Annotated in this window: 12 protein-coding genes; 9 read left to right on the forward strand and 3 right to left on the reverse strand. The window is 68.1% G+C overall.

All coding sequences use genetic code 11. The features are described from left to right. Positions 1 to 130: 130 nt before the first annotated feature. On the reverse strand, positions 131 to 346 hold the full coding sequence (locus ACFFJK_RS00005) for a DUF3820 family protein (protein WP_379677316.1): 216 nt from the start codon (positions 344 to 346) through the stop codon (positions 131 to 133). A 41-nt stretch (positions 347 to 387) separates the two neighbouring features. Here ACFFJK_RS00005 and ACFFJK_RS00010 point away from each other — a divergent pair, with 41 nt between their 5' ends. Continuing rightward, positions 388 to 843 carry a DUF1810 domain-containing protein gene (locus ACFFJK_RS00010; protein ID WP_379677026.1) on the forward strand — a complete coding sequence of 152 codons (456 nt, stop codon included), beginning with the start codon at positions 388 to 390 and terminating at the stop codon, positions 841 to 843. A gap of 28 nt (positions 844 to 871) precedes the next feature. On the opposite strand, the gene ACFFJK_RS00015 is transcribed toward ACFFJK_RS00010, so the two are convergent. Then, positions 872 to 2,803 (reverse strand): PAS domain-containing hybrid sensor histidine kinase/response regulator, encoded by a 1,932-nt coding sequence (locus ACFFJK_RS00015; RefSeq protein ID WP_379677027.1) that lies wholly within the window; start codon positions 2,801 to 2,803, stop codon positions 872 to 874. A gap of 182 nt (positions 2,804 to 2,985) precedes the next feature. Between ACFFJK_RS00015 and ACFFJK_RS00020 the strand changes: the two genes are divergently transcribed. The 8 genes from ACFFJK_RS00020 to ACFFJK_RS00055 all read left to right on the forward strand — a co-directional run bounded on the left by ACFFJK_RS00020 (position 2,986) and on the right by ACFFJK_RS00055 (position 18,158). Beyond that, positions 2,986 to 4,551, forward strand: a complete 1,566-nt coding sequence (locus ACFFJK_RS00020) for an NYN domain-containing protein (RefSeq protein ID WP_379677028.1) — start codon at positions 2,986 to 2,988, stop codon at positions 4,549 to 4,551. Between the two features lie 187 nt (positions 4,552 to 4,738). Beyond that, complete coding sequence (locus ACFFJK_RS00025; RefSeq protein WP_379677029.1) at positions 4,739 to 5,191, forward strand: hypothetical protein; 453 nt, start codon at positions 4,739 to 4,741, stop codon at positions 5,189 to 5,191. Positions 5,192 to 5,315: 124 nt separating this feature from the next. Next, positions 5,316 to 6,785 (forward strand): sodium:solute symporter, encoded by a 1,470-nt coding sequence (locus tag ACFFJK_RS00030; protein ID WP_379677030.1) that lies wholly within the window; start codon positions 5,316 to 5,318, stop codon positions 6,783 to 6,785. Positions 6,786 to 6,815: 30 nt separating this feature from the next. Beyond that, entirely contained in the window at positions 6,816 to 8,672 is a 1,857-nt protein-coding gene (gene sppA / locus ACFFJK_RS00035; protein WP_379677031.1) for a signal peptide peptidase SppA, read from the forward strand. A gap of 277 nt (positions 8,673 to 8,949) precedes the next feature. Next, positions 8,950 to 10,305 (forward strand): efflux RND transporter periplasmic adaptor subunit, encoded by a 1,356-nt coding sequence (locus ACFFJK_RS00040; protein WP_379677032.1) that lies wholly within the window; start codon positions 8,950 to 8,952, stop codon positions 10,303 to 10,305. 64 nt (positions 10,306 to 10,369) lie between these two features. Beyond that, positions 10,370 to 13,468, forward strand: coding sequence for an efflux RND transporter permease subunit (locus tag ACFFJK_RS00045; RefSeq protein ID WP_379677033.1), 3,099 nt, complete (start codon positions 10,370 to 10,372; stop codon positions 13,466 to 13,468). Next, a complete protein-coding gene (locus tag ACFFJK_RS00050; RefSeq protein WP_379677034.1) occupies positions 13,465 to 16,734 on the forward strand; it encodes an efflux RND transporter permease subunit in 3,270 nt (1,089 codons plus the stop codon). The genes ACFFJK_RS00045 and ACFFJK_RS00050 overlap by 4 nt, the downstream gene beginning before the upstream one ends. Further along, positions 16,731 to 18,158 carry an efflux transporter outer membrane subunit gene (locus ACFFJK_RS00055; protein WP_379677035.1) on the forward strand — a complete coding sequence of 476 codons (1,428 nt, stop codon included), beginning with the start codon at positions 16,731 to 16,733 and terminating at the stop codon, positions 18,156 to 18,158. Before ACFFJK_RS00050 ends, ACFFJK_RS00055 begins: the two co-directional genes overlap by 4 nt. Here the strand turns inward: ACFFJK_RS00055 and ACFFJK_RS00060 are convergent. After that, positions 18,144 to 18,761 carry a hypothetical protein gene (locus ACFFJK_RS00060; RefSeq protein ID WP_379677036.1) on the reverse strand — a complete coding sequence of 206 codons (618 nt, stop codon included), beginning with the start codon at positions 18,759 to 18,761 and terminating at the stop codon, positions 18,144 to 18,146. The genes ACFFJK_RS00055 and ACFFJK_RS00060 overlap by 15 nt on opposite strands. Between the last annotated feature and the right edge of the window lie 208 nt (positions 18,762 to 18,969).

An 18,969-nucleotide genomic window follows, 5' to 3' on the forward strand; every position in this document is an offset into this window, starting at 1 on the left:
GCGAATAGCCCATCAGGGTCCAGCACCTGGAGCAGGTGCAGCAGTACGAGACCGGATATACGTGAGCAGTCGTACCTCACGGCCTGAAGACGGATTGTTTGCAAACGAGGAGGAGTCCATATACGGGACATCAGTGGGCCGGACGCAACGGATCGAGCAGGCCGCGCAGGGCGTTGTGGTCGAGTTCATACATGAGGGCCAGCAACTGGCCCAGCTCGCCGCGCGGGAAGCCCTCGCGGGCGAGCCAGCCCAGGTAATGGCCGGGCAGGTCGGCGATCTTGCGGCCCTTGTATTTACCATAAGGCATTTCACGGACCAGCAGCAGGGATAGGTGTTCGGAATCCATCATACGGGACGTACTTTAGCAAACAACAGGGACGTTGTAGCATGGGGCAAGCAGGGGAAGGCCAAGGAGGGCACATCGTGGACAAGGAATTTGACCTGGAGCGCTTCGTGCAGGCGCAGGAGCCGGTGTACGGCACCGTCCTCAAGGAGCTGCGTGCCGGGCACAAACGCTCGCACTGGATGTGGTTCATCTTTCCGCAAATCGCCGGGCTGGGCCACAGCGAAATGGCGCAGCGCTACGCGATCGCCTCCGGCGACGAGGCGGCGGCCTACCTGGCGCATCCGGTGCTGGGCAAGCGCCTGCGCGAATGCGCGGGCATCGTGGCCGGGCTCGACGGCTTGAGCGCAGAGGAGATCTTCGGGCATCCGGATGAGCTCAAGTTCCGCTCCTCGATGACGCTGTTTGCCGACGTGGCGCCGGACGAGGCGGTGTTCCAGGCCTGCATCGACAAGTACTTCGACGGCGAGCCGGACGATGCGACGCTCGCCCGGCTGTAATTCAATACCGTGAGTCAGTACGGTGAGTTCAGGACTGCGGCGCCGCCAGCGCAGACAGGATGCCGTGCAGGCGCCCGATGTCGACCGGCTTGACCAGGTGGTGGTCGAAGCCGGCGGCGAGGATCTGTTCGCGGTCGCTGTCCTGGCCGTAACCGGTGATGGCGACCAGCACCGCGTCGCGGGTCGCCGCCTCGGCGCGCAGGCGGCGCGCGAGTTCCCGTCCGTCCATCTCGGGCAGGCCGATGTCCAGCAGGCAGACTTGCGGCGTGTCGCACCGCGCCCGCTCGAGCGCGGCGTGGGGCGCGTGTTCCACCAGCGTGTGGTAGCCGGAGGCCTCCAGCAGCATCGACAAGGTGTCGGCCGCATCGACGTTGTCGTCCACCACCAGGATCCGCAGCCGACCGTGGCTGCGCGCCGCGTCCGGCGCCGGGGCGGGGGGCGGCGCAGGCGCGGCTGCGTCGCCTTCGGAGACGCAGGGCAGGCAGACGCTGAAGCGGCTGCCCTGGCCCGGCCCCGCGCTGTCGCAGGCAACCTTGCCGCCGTGTAGCTCGACCAGGCTCCTGACCAGCGCCAGCCCCAGGCCGAGGCCGCCCAACGAGCGGTCGGAGCTGCGCGCGGCCTGGGCGAACAGCTCGAAGGCGCGCTCGCTCAGTTCGGGCGCCATGCCGATGCCGTTGTCGCTGACGTCGATGCAGGCCCGGCCGTCCGTCACATCGGCACGCACGGCGATCCTGCCGCCTTCCGGGGTGTACTTGGCGGCGTTGTTGAGGATGTTGGCGACGACCTGCACCAACCGTTTCTTGTCGCCCGTGACCAGGGCCGGCCGGGGCGGCAGCGATAACGCGAGTTCGTGGCGGCGCGCGCGTACCAGCGGCATGACCTGTTCCACCGCGTCCTGCAGCACCTCGCCCAGGTCGACCGGCACACGCTCCAGTTCCACCAGGCCGCGGGTGACGCGCGAGACGTCCAGCAAGTCGTCGATCAGGCCGGTCATGTGGCCCACCTGGCGGGCGATGATCTCGCTGGTGCGCCGCACCAGGGTCTCGTCCAGCTTCATGTGCTGCAGCAGCTGGGCCGCGGCGCTGATCGGTGCGATCGGGTTGCGCAGTTCGTGTGCCAGCATCGCCAGGAACTCGTCCTTGCGGCGGTCCGCCTCGCGCAGCTTTTCCTCCGCCGCCTTGCGCTCGGTGATGTCGCTGGCGGCGCCGATCCATTCGGCCACCCGGCCGGCGGCATCGAACATGGGCACGGCGCGCGATAGCGCCCAGCCGTCGCTGCCGTCGATGCGGCGCACCCGGTGCTCCAGTTCGAAAATGGCGCGGCTGCCGATCGCCTTCGCCACCGCGGCATGCACGCGTTCCTGCTCGTCCCGCGGCACGTAGTCCTGGAGCCAGAACGGGCGCGGCCCGGTGGCGTCCTTCAGGAAGCCGCGGCCGTCGAGTTCGCGCAGTTCGGTCCAGTCGGCGTTCATCCGGTACACCACCTGGCCGGCCGTGGTCAGCGCCCGGAAGCGCTTTTCGCTCTCGCGCAGCGCCGCTTCCGAGCGCATTCGCTCGGTCACGTCGTTGGTCGTGTGCAGGATGCAGGCGATGCGCCCCTCGTCGTCGAAGAGCGGGGTGCTGACCGCGCTCCAGAAGCGCTCCTCGAACACGGTCGTTCCGTCCGGGCCTTCGACCGGGATCGGATAGCGGATGGCGGGCAGCATGTCGGGGCAACCGGTCTCGATGGCCCGCGCCAGCGAATTGCGCAGGTCCACTTCGCCGAGGCCGGCAGGATCGTTCGGGTCGGCGGGGAAGGCGACGAACAGGCTGACGCCCACCAGTTCCTCGCGCCGGCGCCTCGATGCTTTCAAGAAAGCCTCGTTCACGGCAAGGACGACGGCATCCGGCGTCGGCGACAGCAGGTAGGCGCCGCCTGGCGAACGGTTGAATGCTGACTCGAAGACGGCAAGGGAAAGCATGGATCGGTTTTGGGCGCGCATTGGAAGCGGACATTATAGAGATGAATGTCCTTTCGTGATGCAAATGCAACAATCGCTTGTGTGCGACGCTGGCGTGCCGTGCGAAGCCAGGCGCAGTCGTGTTGCGTATAATCCCGGTCAGTTTTCCCCTTCCTTACCAGAAAAGTAGAAAAGAACAACTCATGGCTTCTTCCGACAACATCAGCATGGCGGTGTTCTGCGACTTCGAAAACGTCGCCCTGGGCGTGCGTGATGCCAATTATGAAAAATTCGACATCAAGCCGGTGCTCGAGCGCCTGCTGCTCAAGGGCAGCATCGTCGTCAAGAAAGCCTATTGCGACTGGGACCGCTACAAGGCCTTCAAGGCTCCCATGCACGAAGCGAACTTCGAACTGATCGAAATTCCGCATGTGCGCCAGTCCGGCAAGAATTCGGCGGACATCCGCCTCGTGGTCGACGCGCTCGACCTGTGCTACACCAAGTCGCACGTCGATACCTTCGTCATCATCAGCGGCGACTCGGATTTCTCGCCGCTCGTCTCCAAGCTGCGCGAGAACGCCAAGCAGGTGATCGGCGTGGGCGTCAAGCAGTCGACCTCGGACCTCCTGGTGGCCAACTGCGACGAATTCATCTTCTACGACGACCTGGTGCGCGAGAAGAATCGCGCCGCCGCCAAGCGCAAGGAAGAACTCGATTCGCGCAAGGGCCAGCCGTCCCCGCGCCGTCCGAGCGACGACAAGCGCAAGGAAGAACTCGAGGCGCGCAAGGTGCAGGCGCTCGAGATGGTGCTCGAGACCTTCGACGCGCTGGTGCTTGAACGCGGCGACACCGGCAAGATCTGGGCCTCGCTGCTGAAGGATACCCTCAAGCGCCGCCGCCCGGACTTCTCGGAAACCTATTACGGTTTCCGCACCTTCGGCAACCTGCTGGAAGAAGCGCAGACGCGCGGCCTGTTCGAGTTCGGCCGCGACGAGAAGTCGGGCACCTATGTGTACCGCAGCGCCAGCGCGTCGATGCCGGCGCCCGAGCTGGTCGTGGTGCCCGAATCGCCGGACACCCTGGACGTGTCTCCCCAGCCCGACGCCGTGCAGGCGGAAGCCGAACCGGCAGCGGAAGGCGCGCGCGAGCCGCGCCGCCGCAGCCGTGGCGGGCGCAAGGGGCGTGCGGAAGCCGCCCCGGTGCCGGAACTGACCGCGCCCGACGCCGACCTGGCCGTCCCGCCGGCCGCGGCGGCCGCGGAACAGGAAGCCGGGCAGGAGACGGCGCCGCCAGCCGTGCCCGGTGCCCCCGCGCCCGCCCAGGAAGATGCCGCAAGCGCAGCGCCTGCGCGGGAAGCCCGCGAAGCCGAAGCAGCCGCACCCGCCGAACTGGCCGAACCGGCCGAGGCCCAGGCGCCGGTGAAGGAGCGCCGCCGCGCGCCGCGCAAGCCGGCAGCCAAGAAGGCCCCGGCAGCGCAGGCCCCGGCAGCGGCCGAGGCGGCGCCGGCAACCGAAGCCGCCGCGCTACCCGAGCCGGACGCCGCGGCCGCACCGGCAACTGCCGCCGCTACCGCGGCCGCGACGGCGGACAGTCCGGTCGCCACCCCCGCCGGCGCCGAGGAGGCCCCCGACGCAGCGGCCGGCGACGGCAGCGACGCCAGGCCGGCCCGCAAGAAGGCAGCCCGTCCGGCCCACAAGTCCCCGGCCCGCAAGCCGGCTGCCCGCAGCCGCCGTCCGGCCAAGCCGAAGACCGCGCCGGAGAATGGCTGAGCGCGGCTGACCCCCGCTGACCCCCGCTGATCCGCGCCGGGACATTGTCCTGCCCGGCCGGACTCCGCCTGGCGGGACCGCACGGCGCGTGCGACGTGCGCGCGCCGCCGATGCAATAATGGCATCGCCCGCAGCGCGGGACCGCCGGGGCGCCGTCCTGGGGAAGCGAAGGTCGAAGGAGCCTGCCATGCGCGTGCCTGCCGCAGTGTTTTCCGCCGTATTTTCCGCCGTATTTGCCGCACCTTTGCTGCTGTCCGTGCCGCATGCCGCGCAGGCCGCGCCGCCGGCCGACCACCCCATCCTTGGCATCTGGAAACTGAGCCTGCCCGACCTCGGCTGCTCGGAAACCTACCGCTTCCGCGCCGACGGCACCACCCTGGTCACCAGCGCCGAGGAAGTGTCGGAAAGCGTCTACCGCATCCCCGCCAAGCCCAGCGCCAAGGGTTTCTACCGGCTGGAAGACCGCATCGTGAAGGACAACGGCAAGAAGGACTGCTCGGGCGCCATCATGAAGGTCGGGACCACGGCCACCAACTACATCCGCTTCCATCCGTCGGGCGCGATCTTCCTGATGTGCGCCGACGAAACCATGAACACCTGCATCGGGCCGTTCGAGCGCGTGCAGGGCGAAGAGGCGTAGGCGGGCGTAGGCGGAGTAGAAGAAGGCATAACCAAGAGGTATAGCCAGGAGAAGGATGCAGCGTTTCCGGTGGGATCGCTTCAGTGTATATTGCTGGGCGAAACGACAACCGCACTGGAATTTCATGTCTCCGGCACTACTTTTCTGCATCCTCATCGGCTATTTCCTCCTGTTGCTCGGCGTCGCCTGGGCCACCTCGCGCAACGCCAACAACGACAGCTTCTTCATCGGTAACAAGAGCAGCAACTGGATGCTGGTCGCCTTCGGCATGGTGGGCACCACCTTGTCCGGCGCGACCTTCATCAGCGTGCCCGGCGCCGTCGGCGTGGACGCCTTCGGCTACGCCCAGATCCTGATCGGCTACGTGATCGGCTACATCGCCGTGGCCTACATCCTGCTGCCGTTGTACTACCGGCTCCAGCTCACCTCGATCTACCACTACCTCGACGTGCGCCTCGGGCGCCGCGCCTACCAGAGCGGGGCGGGCTTCTTCATCATCTCGCGCCTGCTCGGCGCCACCGCCCGGCTCTACCTGGTCGTGAATATCCTGCAGGCGATCATCCTGGACAGCCTGGGCGTGCCGTTCTGGATCACGACCCTGGTCATCCTGGGCATGATCCTGATGTACACCTACCAGGGCGGCGTCAAGACCATCGTCTGGACCGACACCCTGCAGACCGCCTGCATGCTGTTCGGCCTGTTCGCCTGCGTCTGGTTCCTGCTCGGCGAACTGGGCATGTCGATTCCGGACAGCCTGAACGCCATGCAGTCGCAGGGCCTGGCGCGCGTGTTCACCACCGACTTCGACAGCCCGAACTTCTTCCTGAAGCAGATCCTGGCCGGCGCCTTCATCGTGCTGACCATGACCGGCATGGACCAGGAAATGATGCAGAAGACGATCTCGGTCAAGACGCTCAAGGATTCCCAGAAAAACCTGTTGACCCTGACCGCGGTGCTGGTCGTCGTGCTGATGAGCTTCCTGTTCCTGGGCGGCCTGCTGTACCTGTACGCTCCCAGCGTCGGCGTGACCGCTACCGGCGACAAGATCTTCCCGGCCGTCGTCATGGGCCATCTGCCCGCCACGGTGCAGATCATCTTCTTGATCGCGCTGATCTCGGCCCTGTTCCCGAGCGCCGACGGCGCCATCACGGCGCTGACCTCCTCGTTCTGCATCGACATCCTCGGCATCAAGCGCCGTACCGACCTGACGGAAGAGGGCAAGGAAAAGCTGCGCCGCCGCGTGCACCTGGGCTTCGCGCTGCTGTTCCTGATGCTGGTGATGGGCTTCAAGATGGCCGACAACCCGAGCATGATCGTCGTCATCCTGAAGCTGGCCGCCTATACCTACGGGCCGCTGCTGGGTCTGTTCGCCTTCGGCATGCTGACCCGTCGTTCGCTGACGGACCACCTGGTCCCGTACGTTACGATCGGCGCGCCGATTCTTTGCGCCCTCCTTGAGTACAATCAGGAGCACTTGCTTGGTTCCTACCGTCTCGGACTGGAATTGCTTATGGTAAATGGCATACTCGTGTATGCCGGCCTGTTCGCAGTCTCCCGGAAAGAGAAGACCGGGCCTGCTGCCGTGGCGGCGTGAGCCGACGTTTTACTGACTAACGGAGTATCGATGGCCTTCAAACCCCTGAGCGCGCTGCGTCGCGGCTTCGGCATGCTGTGGCGTGCAGTCGACGTGTCCCGCCGCACCTTCATGAACCTGCTGTTCCTGCTGTTCGTGATCATCGTCTTCATGATCCTCACGTCCGGCGGCGTCAAGCCGATCGGCGAGAAGAGCGCGCTGGTGCTCGAACTGAAGGGCGACCTGGTCGAGCAGTACCAGTCGAGCTTCCAGGACACGGTGCTCGACAGCGTCGGCGGCGACAGCAAGCGCACCGTGCGCCTGCGCGACCTGCTCACCGTGCTCGACAATGCCGCCAAGGACAAGAACATCACCACCGTGGTGCTGTTGCTCGACCAGATGAACGGCGGCGGCCTGGCGATGCTGCGCGACGTCGGCGCCGCCATCGACCGCGTCAAGGCATCGGGCAAGAAAGTGGTGGCCTGGGGCGGCATGTACGACCAGAAACGCTACCTGCTCGCCTCGCATGCCGACGAAGTGTATGTGCACCCGATGGGCATGGTGCTGATCGAAGGCTTCGGCGGCCGCCGCAACTACTACCGCGACGCCCTCGACAAGCTGGGCGTGACGGTCAACCTGATCAAGGTCGGCACCTATAAGAGCTTTGCCGAGCCCTACATCGCCAACGGTCCGTCCGAGGCCGCGCAGGAAGCCGACGCCTACCTGTACAACGCGCTGTGGGCCGACTACACCGCCCAGGTCGAGAAGAACCGCAAGCTGGCCACCGGCACCGTGGCCGGCTGGATCGAGACCCTGCCGCAGCAGCTCGAAGCGGCCGGCGGCAGCGCCGCCAAGGTCGCGCTGCAGGCCAAGCTGGTCGACGGCATCCGGACCCAGGACGAAATTCGCGCCATGCTGGCCAAGCGCGGCGCCTGGGACGAGCGCATCAAGTCCTTCCGCCAGGTGGGTTACCACGACTACCTGGGCCGCCACCAGCCGAAACCCTTCGGCGACGCGGTCGGCGTGATCGTCGCGGCCGGCAACATTACCGAAGGCACCAGCGGCCCGGGCGTGGTCGGCGGCCGCACCACGGCCAACCTGATCCGCCAGGCGCGCGAGGACGAACAGGTCAAGGCCATCGTGCTGCGCGTCGATTCCCCCGGCGGCAGCGCCTACGGTTCCGAACTGATCCGCCGCGAGCTGGAGCTGACCCGCGCCGCCGGCAAGCCGGTGGTGGTGTCGATGGGCAGTGTCGCCGCCTCCGGCGGTTACTGGATCTCGATGGCGGCCGACGAGGTGATCGCCGACCCGGCCACCATCACCGGCTCGATCGGCGTGTTCACCATCCTGCCGACGGCAGAGAAGGTGAGCGACAAGCTGGGCATCCATACCGGCGGCTACACCACCACCTGGCTGGCCGACGCCTACAACCCGCTGCGCCCGCTCGACCCGCGCTTCGGCCAGCTGGTCCAGAGCAGCATCAACCACGTCTACAGCGAGTTCACCACCAAGGCCGCGCAGGCGCGCAAGACCACCGTCGCGAAGATCGACGAAGCGGGGCAGGGCCGCGTCTGGACCGGCGCCCAGGCCAGGGAACGCGGCCTGGTCGACCGTCTCGGCAGCTATCGCGACGCGCTCGACTCGGCGGCCAGGCGCGCCAAGCTGGACGGAGATTACCGCGTGGCCTACGTCGAGCGCCCGGTGACCCGCATCGAGCGCTTCCTGAACATGATGGGCGCCTCGACCGCGCAGGCGATCAACATCCAGGTCAAGCTCGGCCTGCTGGAGGCGGCGCTGCCGGCCGGCCCGATGGCCCAGGTGGCCGACGACATGGCCTTCCTGAAGGACGTGGCCGACGGACGCAGGCCGTTCGCTGCCGCCGTCCACTGCATGTGCCAGTCCCCATGACGCGCAATGCGGCCGGTTTTGTAGCCAGTTTGTAACCGGCTGCGACACCAGGAAAACGGGTGCGGAAGCGATTCCGCACCCGTTTTCCGTTTACTCCCTCCTGTTCTCCCCCTATTTCCCGGGTATCGGTGTAAATCGGCGTAAAAGCCGTCCCGCGTTTGTAACAACGGCTGGTACGCAATGTACGTTATGAAACATAAACTTGCGGGACAGCGTGCTAACCTTTTTGCGACCACATTGCACGAACCGCATTCCGGCCACAAGAACAAGGAAGAGCATGGACCCGAACTTTCCTCCCAAGTCTGCCCTCACCAGCCCGCCCCCAGTCTCGCCGCAGGAAAAGCGCCGCAAGCGCTTGATCGGCGCCGTGATCGCGGTGCTGGCGATGATCGGCCTGGCCGTGCTGGCCTGGCGCCTGACCCACCAGCCGGCCGGTGGCCCGGGCGCCGCCGGCGCGCCGGGGGCGGCAGGGCGGGGAGCGAGCGGCCCTGCTGCAGCCGGCCCGGGCGCAGGCGGCCGGGGCGGACGCGGCGCGCCGGCCACCACGGTCGGCGTGGCCACTGCCGAGCAGGCCGACATCCCGATCCACATCGACGCCCTCGGCACCGTGGTGGCGGCCGCCACGGCGACGGTGCGGCCGCAGGTGTCGGGCGTGCTGCAGAAGATCCAGTTCACCGAGGGCCAGCTGGTCAAGGCCGGGCAGGTGCTGGCCACCGTCGATCCGCGCCCGTTCGAGATGGCGCTGCTGCAGGCGCGCGGCCAGCGCCAGCGCGACGAGGCCCAGCTGGAAAGCGCGCGCCTGACCTTGTCGCGCTTCCGCACGCTGCTGGAACAGGATTCGATCGCGCGCCAGGAAGTCGACACCCAGGCCGCGCTGGTCAAGCAGCTCGAAGGCACGGTCATGACCGACCGCGCCGCCGAAGGCATTGCCCAGCTCAACCTGGGCTATACCCAGGTGCGGGCGCCGATCGCCGGCCGCGTCGGCCTGCGCACGGTCGATATCGGCAACCTGGTGGGCGGCAACGATGCCAACGGCATTGCCGTCATTACCCAACTGGCGCCGATCGACGTCGAATTCGCTGTGCCCCAGGACCAGGTGCCGGCGCTGCAGGGACGCATCGCGCAGGACGCGAAGCTGCCGGCGACGGCGCTGGACCGCACGCGCAGCGACGCGCTGGCCACCGGCTCCTTCATCGCGCTCGACAACCAGGTGGACGTCCAGACCGGCACCGTGCGCGCCAAGGCGCGCTTCGCCAACACCGACAACAAGCTGTTCCCCAGCCAGTTCGTCAACCTGCGCCTGCAGCTGGACGTGATCGAGGACGCGGTGGTGGTGCCGGTGACGGCGCTGCGCCACGGCGCCAACGGCGACTTCGTCTACGTGCTCGACGCGAAAGAACGCACCGTGTCGCAGCGGGCCGTCACGCGCGGGCAGGCGACGGTGGACAGGGTGCAGATCAAGACGGGCCTGAAGGTGGGCGAGCAGGTGATCACGGAAGGGGCGGACCGGCTCCGGGATGGGGCGAAGGTGACCTTGCCCGGCGATCGTCCGGCAGGGGCACGCGGCGGACAAGGCGGCGCCGGTGCCGGGCAGGGCGAGGGCCGCCGGCAGCGCGAAGGCGCGCAGCAATGACGGCGGCGATGCACACGACATTGGGCTCCCGCCTGCGCGGGAGCGACGGTTTGAGGGATAACTGATGAGTCCATCGGCGCCATTTATTCGAAGGCCGGTCGCGACAGCATTGCTGATGCTGGCCATCGTGCTGGCCGGCCTGGTCGGCTACCGCTTCCTGCCTTTGTCCGCGCTGCCGCAGGTGGACTTCCCGACCATCCAGGTGCAGACCCTGTATCCGGGCGCCAGTCCGGAAGTGATGGCGCGTACCGTCACCGCGCCGCTGGAGCGCCAGTTCGGCCAGATGTCGGGCCTGACCCGCATGAGCTCCACCAGCGCGGCCGGCGTTTCGGTGATCACGCTGCAGTTCGGCCTCGGCCAGACGCTCGACGTCGCGGAGCAGGAAGTGCAGGCCGCGATCAACGCGGGCAGCTCGCTCCTGCCGACCGACCTGCCGGCGCCGCCGGTCTACGCCAAGGTCAACCCGGCCGACGCGCCGGTGCTGACCCTGGCGATCACTTCCGATACGCTGCCGCTCACCGAAGTGCAGAACCTCGTCAACACGAGACTGGCGCTGAAGATCAGCCAGGTGTCCGGGGTAGGGCTGGTAACGCTGTCCGGCGGGCAGCGGCCGGCGGTGCGGATCCAGGCCGACACCGAGGCGCTGGCCTCCTACGGCCTGGGCCTGGACACGCTGCGCAGCGCCATCACCGCGGCCAACGCCAACAGCGCCAAGGGCAACTTCGACGGCCCGACCCGCTCGTATGCCATCAACGCCAACGACCAGCTGCTCACCGTCCCCGAATACAGGAACCTGATCGTCGCCTACCGGAACGGCGCGCCCGTGCGCCTGGAAAACGTGGCGCGCGTGGTCGACAGCGCCGAGAACGTGCGCATCGGCGCCTGGGCCGGCCTGAAGCCGGCGATCATCCTCAACGTGCAGCGCCAGCCGGGCGCCAACGTGATCGCCACCGTCGACGCCATCAAGGAGCGCCTGCCCGAGCTGCAGGCCGGCCTGCCGGCGTCCGTGCGCATGGACGTGCTGAGCGACCGCACCGCCGGCATCCGCGCCTCGGTCGAGCACGTGCAGATGGAGCTGCTGCTGGCCGTGGTGCTGGTGGTGCTGGTGATCTTCGCCTTCCTGCACAGCCTGCGCGCCACGGTGATTGCCAGCCTGGCGGTGCCGATCTCCCTGGTCGGCAGCTTCGGCATCATGTACCTGATGGGCTACAGCCTGAACAACCTGTCACTGATGGCGCTGACGATCGCCACCGGCTTCGTGGTGGACGACGCCATCGTCATGATCGAGAACATCGCGCGCTACATCGAGAAAGGCGAAGAACCGATGGCGGCGGCCCTGAAGGGCGCCACCCAGATCGGCTTCACCATCATTTCGCTGACCGTGTCGCTGATTGCCGTCCTGATCCCGCTGCTGTTCATGGGCGACGTGGTCGGCCGCCTGTTCCGCGAGTTCGCGGTGACGCTGGCGGTGACGATCCTGATCTCGATGGTCGTGTCCCTGACGCTGGTGCCGATGATGTCGGCGCGCTGGCTGAAGAGCCACCAGGAAGAGCGGCCGGGCCGCTTCGCCCGCAGGAGCCAGGCCTTTTTCGATCGCGTCATCCGGCGCTACGACGTGGCGCTGGGCTGGGTGCTGGCGCGCCAGGGCCTGACCATGCTGGTGGCGCTCGGCACGCTGGTGCTCACCGCGCTGCTGTGGATGATCATCCCGAAAGGGCTGTTCCCGACCCAGGACACGGGCCAGTTGCAGGCGCGGATCCAGGCGCGCCAGTCGATCTCGTACGCGGAGATGGCGAAGCTGCAGCAGGCCGCGGCCGCCGAAATCCTGAAGGACCCGGCGGTGGAATCGCTCAGCTCCTACGTGGGCGTGGACGCGGCCAACAACACCATGCTCAACACCGGCACCATGCTGATCAACCTGAAGCGCGAGGGCAGGGGCGACCAGGAAGAGACCATGGCGCGGCTGCGCGCGCGCGTGGACAACGTGGCCGGCGCGACGATGTTCCTGCAGCCCACCCAGGACCTGACCATCGACGCCGAGAGCGGGCCGACCCAGTACCGGCTCTCGATCGAGGGCGCGGACAGCGCCACCGTCAACCAGTGGGCGCGCAGGCTGGCGGCCGCCATGGCCGCGCGCGAGGAACTGCGCAACGTCACCACCGATGCCGGAGCGACTGGCGCCGCCGCCTTCATCGACATCGACCGCGACACCGCCTCGCGCCTGAACATCACGGCGGCCGCGATCGACGACGCGCTCTACAGCGCCTTCGGCCAGCGCATCGTCTCGACCATCTTCACCGAGACCAACCAGTACCGCGTGATCCTGGAAGCCCAGCAGGACGAGGCGATGTCGCCGGCCAGCCTGGCGCGCCTGCAGCTGCGTACCGGTTCCGGGCAGCCGACGCCGCTGTCGGCGGTGGCGACCATCCGCGAGGCGGAGGCGCCGCTGCAGATCACCCACGTGGCCCAGTATCCGGCGGCCACCGTCGGTTTCGACACGGCCGGCGGCACCTCGCTCGGCACCGCCGTGGATGCCATCCGCGAGGTGGCCCGGGAGATCAAGCTGCCGGCCTCGGTGAGCATGCGCTTCCTGGGCTCGTCCGGCGCCTACGAGGCGTCGCTGTCGAACCAGCTGTGGCTGATCCTGGCCGCCGTGGTGTGCGTGTACATCGTGCTGGGCGTGCTGTACGAGAGCTACGTGCACCCGCTCACCATCCTGTCGACCTTGCCATCGGCCGGCGTCGGCGCGCTGCTGGCGCTGTGGGTGACCGGGCAGGGGCTGGGCGTGATCGGCATCATTGGCATCATCCTCCTGATCGGCATCGTCAAGAAGAACGCCATCATGATGATCGACTTCGCCATCGAGGCCGAGCGCGACGAGGGCAAGAGTCCGCTGGACGCGATCCGCCAGGCCGCGCTGCTGCGTTTCCGCCCGATCCTGATGACCACGCTGGCCGCGCTGTTCGCCGCCGTTCCGCTGATGCTCGGCACCGGCGAGGGCGCCGAGCTGCGGCGTCCCCTGGGCCTGGCCATCTTCGGCGGGCTGATCGTGAGCCAGCTGCTGACCCTGTTCACGACGCCGGTGATCTACCTGGCCTTCGACCGCCTGGCCCGTAGACGGACAGGAAAAGCCCCGAACAAGCCGGCGCAGGTGGGCGCATGAACCTGTCGCGGCCCTTCGTCGAGCGCCCGATCGCCACAGTCTTGCTGACGCTGGGCATCGCGCTGGCCGGCATCGCCGCCTTCTTCGTGCTGCCGGTGTCGCCGCTGCCGCAGGTGGATTACCCGACCATCTCGGTGTCGGCCTCGCTGCCGGGCGCGAGCCCGGAAACCATGGCCTCGAGCGTGGCCACGCCGCTGGAGCGGCGCCTGGGCGTGATCGCCGGCGTCAACGAGATGACCTCGAACAGCGGCAACGGCTCCACCCGCATCAGCCTGCAGTTCGACCTGAACCGGAAAATCGACTCGGCCGCGCGCGAGGTGCAGGCCGCGATCAATGCGGCCCGCGCCGACCTGCCGGCCACCCTGCGCAGCAACCCGACCTACCGCAAGGCCAATCCGTCCGACGCGCCCGTCATCATCCTGGCGCTCACCTCGAAGACCCGTTCGCCCGGCCAGATCTACGAGTCGGTGTCGAACCTGGTGCAGCAGCGCCTGGCGCAGGTGAAGGGCGTGGGCGAAGTGGAGATCGGCGGCGGCTCGCTGCCCGCCGTGCGGGTGGAGCTGCTGCCGTACGCGCTGAACAAGTACGGCCTGTCCAGCGAGGACGTGCGCGCCGCGATCCAGGCGACCAACGCCAACCGCCCGAAGGGTGCCATCGAGGGCGGCGGCAACCGCTTCCAGATCTATTCCCAGCCCGCCGGCGGCAGCCAGGGCAGGCCCCAGGCCGCGGAATACCGCGACCTGGTCGTGGCCTGGCGCGACGGCGCCGCCATCCGCCTGCGCGACGTGGCGGAGGTGATCGACGGCGTCGAGAACGTCAACACGCTCGGCCTGTTCAACGGCCAGCCGGCCGTCATCGTGCTGGTGACGCGCCAGCCGGACGCCAACGTGATCGAGACCGTGGACGGCGTGCGCGCGCTGCTCCCCTCGCTGCAGGCGCAGTTGCCGGGCGACGTGACGCTGCAGGTGGCGTCGGACCGGACCAACTCCATCCGCGCCTCCTTGCATGAGGTCGAGTTCACCTTGGTGCTGTCGATTATCCTGGTGGTGCTGGTGGTCAGCGTCTTCCTGCGCAGCGTGCGTGCCACCGTGGTGCCGGCGGTGGCCACCATCGTCTCGCTGCTGGGGACCTTCGGCGTCATGTACCTGCTGGGCTTCAGCCTGAACAACCTGTCGCTGATGGCCTTGACGGTCGCCACCGGCTTCGTGGTCGACGACGCCATCGTGGTGCTGGAGAATACCTCGCGCCACATCGAGGCCGGCATGGACCGCATGAAGGCGGCGCTGCTGGGCGCGCGCGAGGTCGGCTTCACCGTGCTTTCGATCTCGCTGTCGCTGGTGGCGGTGTTCATCCCGCTGCTGTTCATGGGCGGGCAGGTGGGGCGCCTGTTCCGCGAATTCGCGGTGACCTTGTCGGTGGCGGTGCTGATCTCGCTGGTGATCTCGCTGACCACCACGCCCATGATGTGCGCCTGGCTGCTGCGCCGCAAGGATGCGCAGGCCGGCAAGGCGCGCCAGCCGGGGCGCCTGGCGCGCTGGTCCGAGAACGGTTTTGCGCGCGTGCTGCGCAGCTACGGGCACGCACTCGACTGGGCGCTCGACAGCAAGCTCCTGGTGATGATCGTCCTGGTGTTCGTCGTCGGCCTGAACGTCTACCTGTTCGCGGCCGCGCCCAAGGGCTTCTTCCCGCAGCAGGACACCGGCCAGCTCAACGGCGGCATCCGCGCCGACCAGAGCATCTCGTTCCAGGCCATGCAGGGCAAGCTGCGCCAGCTGGTCGACATCATCCGGCGCGACCCGGCCGTGGACACCGTGGTCGCCTTCACCGGCGGCGGGCGCGCCGGGGGCGGCTTCATGTTCATCAACCTCAAGCCGATCGACGAGCGCAAGGAGGGCGGCCAGGCCGTGATCGCCCGCCTGCGCCCGCAACTGGCGCAGGTGACCGGCGTCTCGATCTTCCTGAACCCGGTGCAGGACCTGCGCATGGGCGGACGCTCCAGCAATTCCACCTACCAGTACACGCTCAAGAGCGACAACGCGGCCGACCTGAAGCAGTGGGCCACGCGCCTGGCTGAATCCATGAAGCGCCAGCCGGCGCTGGTGGACGTCGACACCGACCAGTCCGAGAACGGCGTCGAGACCTTCGTGACCATCGACAAGGAGACGATGGCGCGCCTGGGCATCGGCACCCGCGACGTCAACAATGCGCTGTACAACAACTTCGGCCAGCGCCAGGTGGCCAACATCTACGACGAGCAGAACCAGTACCGCATCATCATGGGCGTGGCCCAGCGCTACGCGCAGTCGCCGGAAGCGCTGCGCGACGTGTACGTGCCGGCGCGCGGCGGCGGGACGGGGGCGGCCGGCGGCAGTGCCGCCGCGTCCGGCCAGCCGGGTTCGGGCACGCCGTCCGCGCCGGGCAACCTGACCGCCGCGCGCGACCCCTCGAGCGGCTCGGCACTGTCGTCCAGCCCCACCACCATGGTGCCGCTGATGGCGATTGCCAGTTTCGCCGAGAGCTCGACGCCCACGTCCGTCAACCACCAGGACGGCGAACTGGCCACCACCGTCTCTTTCAACCTGGCCGCGGGCTACAACCTGGAGGATGGCCAGGCGGCCGTCAGGCAGGCCGAAGCCGACATCGGCATGCCGACCAATGTACGCGGCAGCTTCCAGGGCACGGCGCGCGCGGCCCAGGAGTCGAGCAAGGAACAGCCGATGCTGATCCTTGCCGCGATCGTCGTCATCTACATCGTGCTCGGCATCCTGTACGAAAGCCTGATCCATCCGGTCACCGTGCTGTCTACCCTGCCGTCGGCGGGCGTGGGCGCGGTGCTGGCCCTGTTAGTGTTCAAGATGGAGTTCTCGATCATCGCGCTCATCGGTGTGTTCCTGCTCATCGGTATCGTGAAGAAGAATGCGATCCTGATCATCGATTTCGCCCTCGAAGCCGAGCGGGCGAGGGGCCTGAGCGCCGTGGAGGCCGTGCGCGAGGCCTGCATCCTGCGCTTCCGCCCGATCCTGATGACGACGCTGGCCGCCGCCCTGGGCGCGCTGCCGCTGGCGATCGGCTTCGGCGAAGGCTCCGAGCTGCGCCGTCCGCTCGGCATCGCCATCATCGGGGGGCTGCTCGCCAGCCAGATCCTGACCCTGCTCACCACGCCGGTCGTTTACGTCCTGCTCGACAAGCTGCGCACGAAGAAGCCCGACGAACGCGCGCTGACCCGCCATCCGCTCGATGACGAACCGACCCCTGTAAAACCATGACCTCCATGCGAACCGCCTCTACCTTTACCTTCACTTCCGCCTCCACCATCGCCCTCGTCGTTGCCGCCGGCCTGCTGGGTGGTTGCGCCGCCGGTCCCGCCTACCAGCGGCCCACGACGCCGGAGCCCGCCGCGTTCAAGGAGGCCGAAGGCTGGGTGCCGGCGGCGCCGGCCGACGCCCTCGAGCGCGGGCCCTGGTGGCAGCTGTTCGACGATCAGGTCCTGAACGTGTTGGCGGCCGGGGTCGAGGTCTCGAACCAGAACGTGGCGGTAGCGGTGGCGAACTACGCGCAGGCGCGCGCGCTGGTCCAGCAGCAGCGCGCCGCGCTCTTTCCCGGCGTGTCGCTCGGCCTGGGGGGCGAGCGCGGCGGCGTGCGCGGGGAGGGCGCGGACACCGCCTATCGCCTCAACCTGGGGGGCAGCTGGGAGCCGGATGTATGGGGACGCCTGCGCGCAGGCGTGACGGGCGCGCAGGCGAATGCCGAAGCCACCGCCGCCGACCTGGCCAGCGCGCGGCTGTCGGCCCAGGGCGAACTGGCGGCCAATTACTTTGCCGTGCGCGCGCTCGACGCCCAGCGCGCGCTGCTCGCACGCACCATTGCCGGCTACGAGCGCGAGCTGCAGATCACGCAGAACCGCTTCAATGTCGGCCTCGCCGCCCGCACCGACGTGCTGCAGGCCGAGACGCAACTGGCCAACGCGCGCAACGATGCCTTGGGCTTGAACCGCCAGCGCGCCCAGTTCGAGCATGCCATCGCCGTGCTGGTCGGCAGGGCGCCCGCCGACTTCACCCTGGCCCCCCTGCCCGAATGGCGCGTGCACGTGCCGAGCATCCCCGTGGGCGTGCCGGCGACCCTGCTGCAGCGCCGTCCCGACATCGCCGCGGCGGAACGCGACGTGGCCGCCGCCAATGCCGACATCGGCATCGCGCGCTCGGCATACTTTCCGAACATCGGCTTGAGCGGTTCGCTCGGCACCGGCGGCAGCCGGGTGTCCGACCTGTTCTCGGTGTCGAACGCGGTGTGGTCGTTCGGGTTGTCGGCGGCGCAGTCGGTCTTCAACGCCGGCGCCACGCGCGCCGGGGTGGCGGGCGCCGAGGCGCGCCACCAGGCGGCCGTCGCACGCTACCGCCAGACGGTCCTGAACGCCTTTGCGGACGTCGAAAACCAGCTCACGGCGGTGCGGGTGCTCGAGCAGCAGCAGGAACTGCGGCGCGTGGCCTCCGAGGCGGCCGACAAGGTCGAGCAGCAGATCATGAACCGCTACCGCGCGGGCCAGGTCGGCTACAGCGAAGTGGTGCAGGCCCAGGCGACCGCGCTGAACGCGCGCCGTTCGCTGGTGCAGGTGCAGGCGGACCGGCAGACTGCGGCAGTCGCGCTGATCCAGGCGCTGGGCGGCGGCTGGCGGGTTTCAGCCCTGGACTGAGCCCGAGCCCGTACTCGTCGTCGTGCCCGGGTCGCGCCCGCGGCGCCACCGGCGCCCGGCACGCGTGGCGGCGAGCAGCAGCAGGCCGCCTGGCAGCAGCATGCCGAAGGCAGGCTCGCTGACCGGGGGAGGCGAGATCGCGAAGCGGGTCTGGTCGGTCCAGAGCCAGGTCTGGGTGCTGGTGTAGAACGGCGGCCGGTAGCCGGTTTCGCTGTACTGGTAATGGCTGAGCCCCGTGACGGTCGTGTGCGAGCTGATGCTGGCTTCGTCGGAATAACCGTATTCCGCGTCGAAGAACAGCCGGCCAAGTGCCAGCTCGTAGGTGAACTGCTTGAGCTCGCAACGGGAAAGGTAGCAGCCGCCTCCGGGCCTGGCGAAGAAGTCCTGTCCCTCGTACCAGAAACCGGTGAGCTCTTCCAGTTCGAGCAAACCGTCGCCGTCCGTATCCTCGCCGTCGAAGGCACCGTCGAGCCGGAAGGCCGGATCGAAACGGTTTTCTTTTTCCAGCAGGAAGCCGGTATAGCTGAACGACCAGAAATCCTGGGCCTGCGCGGGCACGAGCAGGCCGGCGGCGAACAGGGCAGGGAAGAGGCGCTTATGCATGATGAGCTCCTTCGGGCCGACAGAATGGCGGCGTGGGTGGCATTCCAGCCTAGCATACGGCGCGATCCGGGTACGCCCGTACGACGATAAAAGGTCGGGCCGCAGGCAAACCCTTGCATTCGGCCGCGACCGTGTTGGAATGCGGCCACGACAGTAGTGGGTGACAGGGGACGGGAGCTGGCCTTGTTCCGTCAATACGCCAGAAAAC

The organism is Massilia consociata, assembly GCF_042432755.1.
In the GTDB taxonomy this organism is placed as follows: Bacteria; Pseudomonadota; Gammaproteobacteria; order Burkholderiales; family Burkholderiaceae_D; genus Telluria; species Telluria consociata.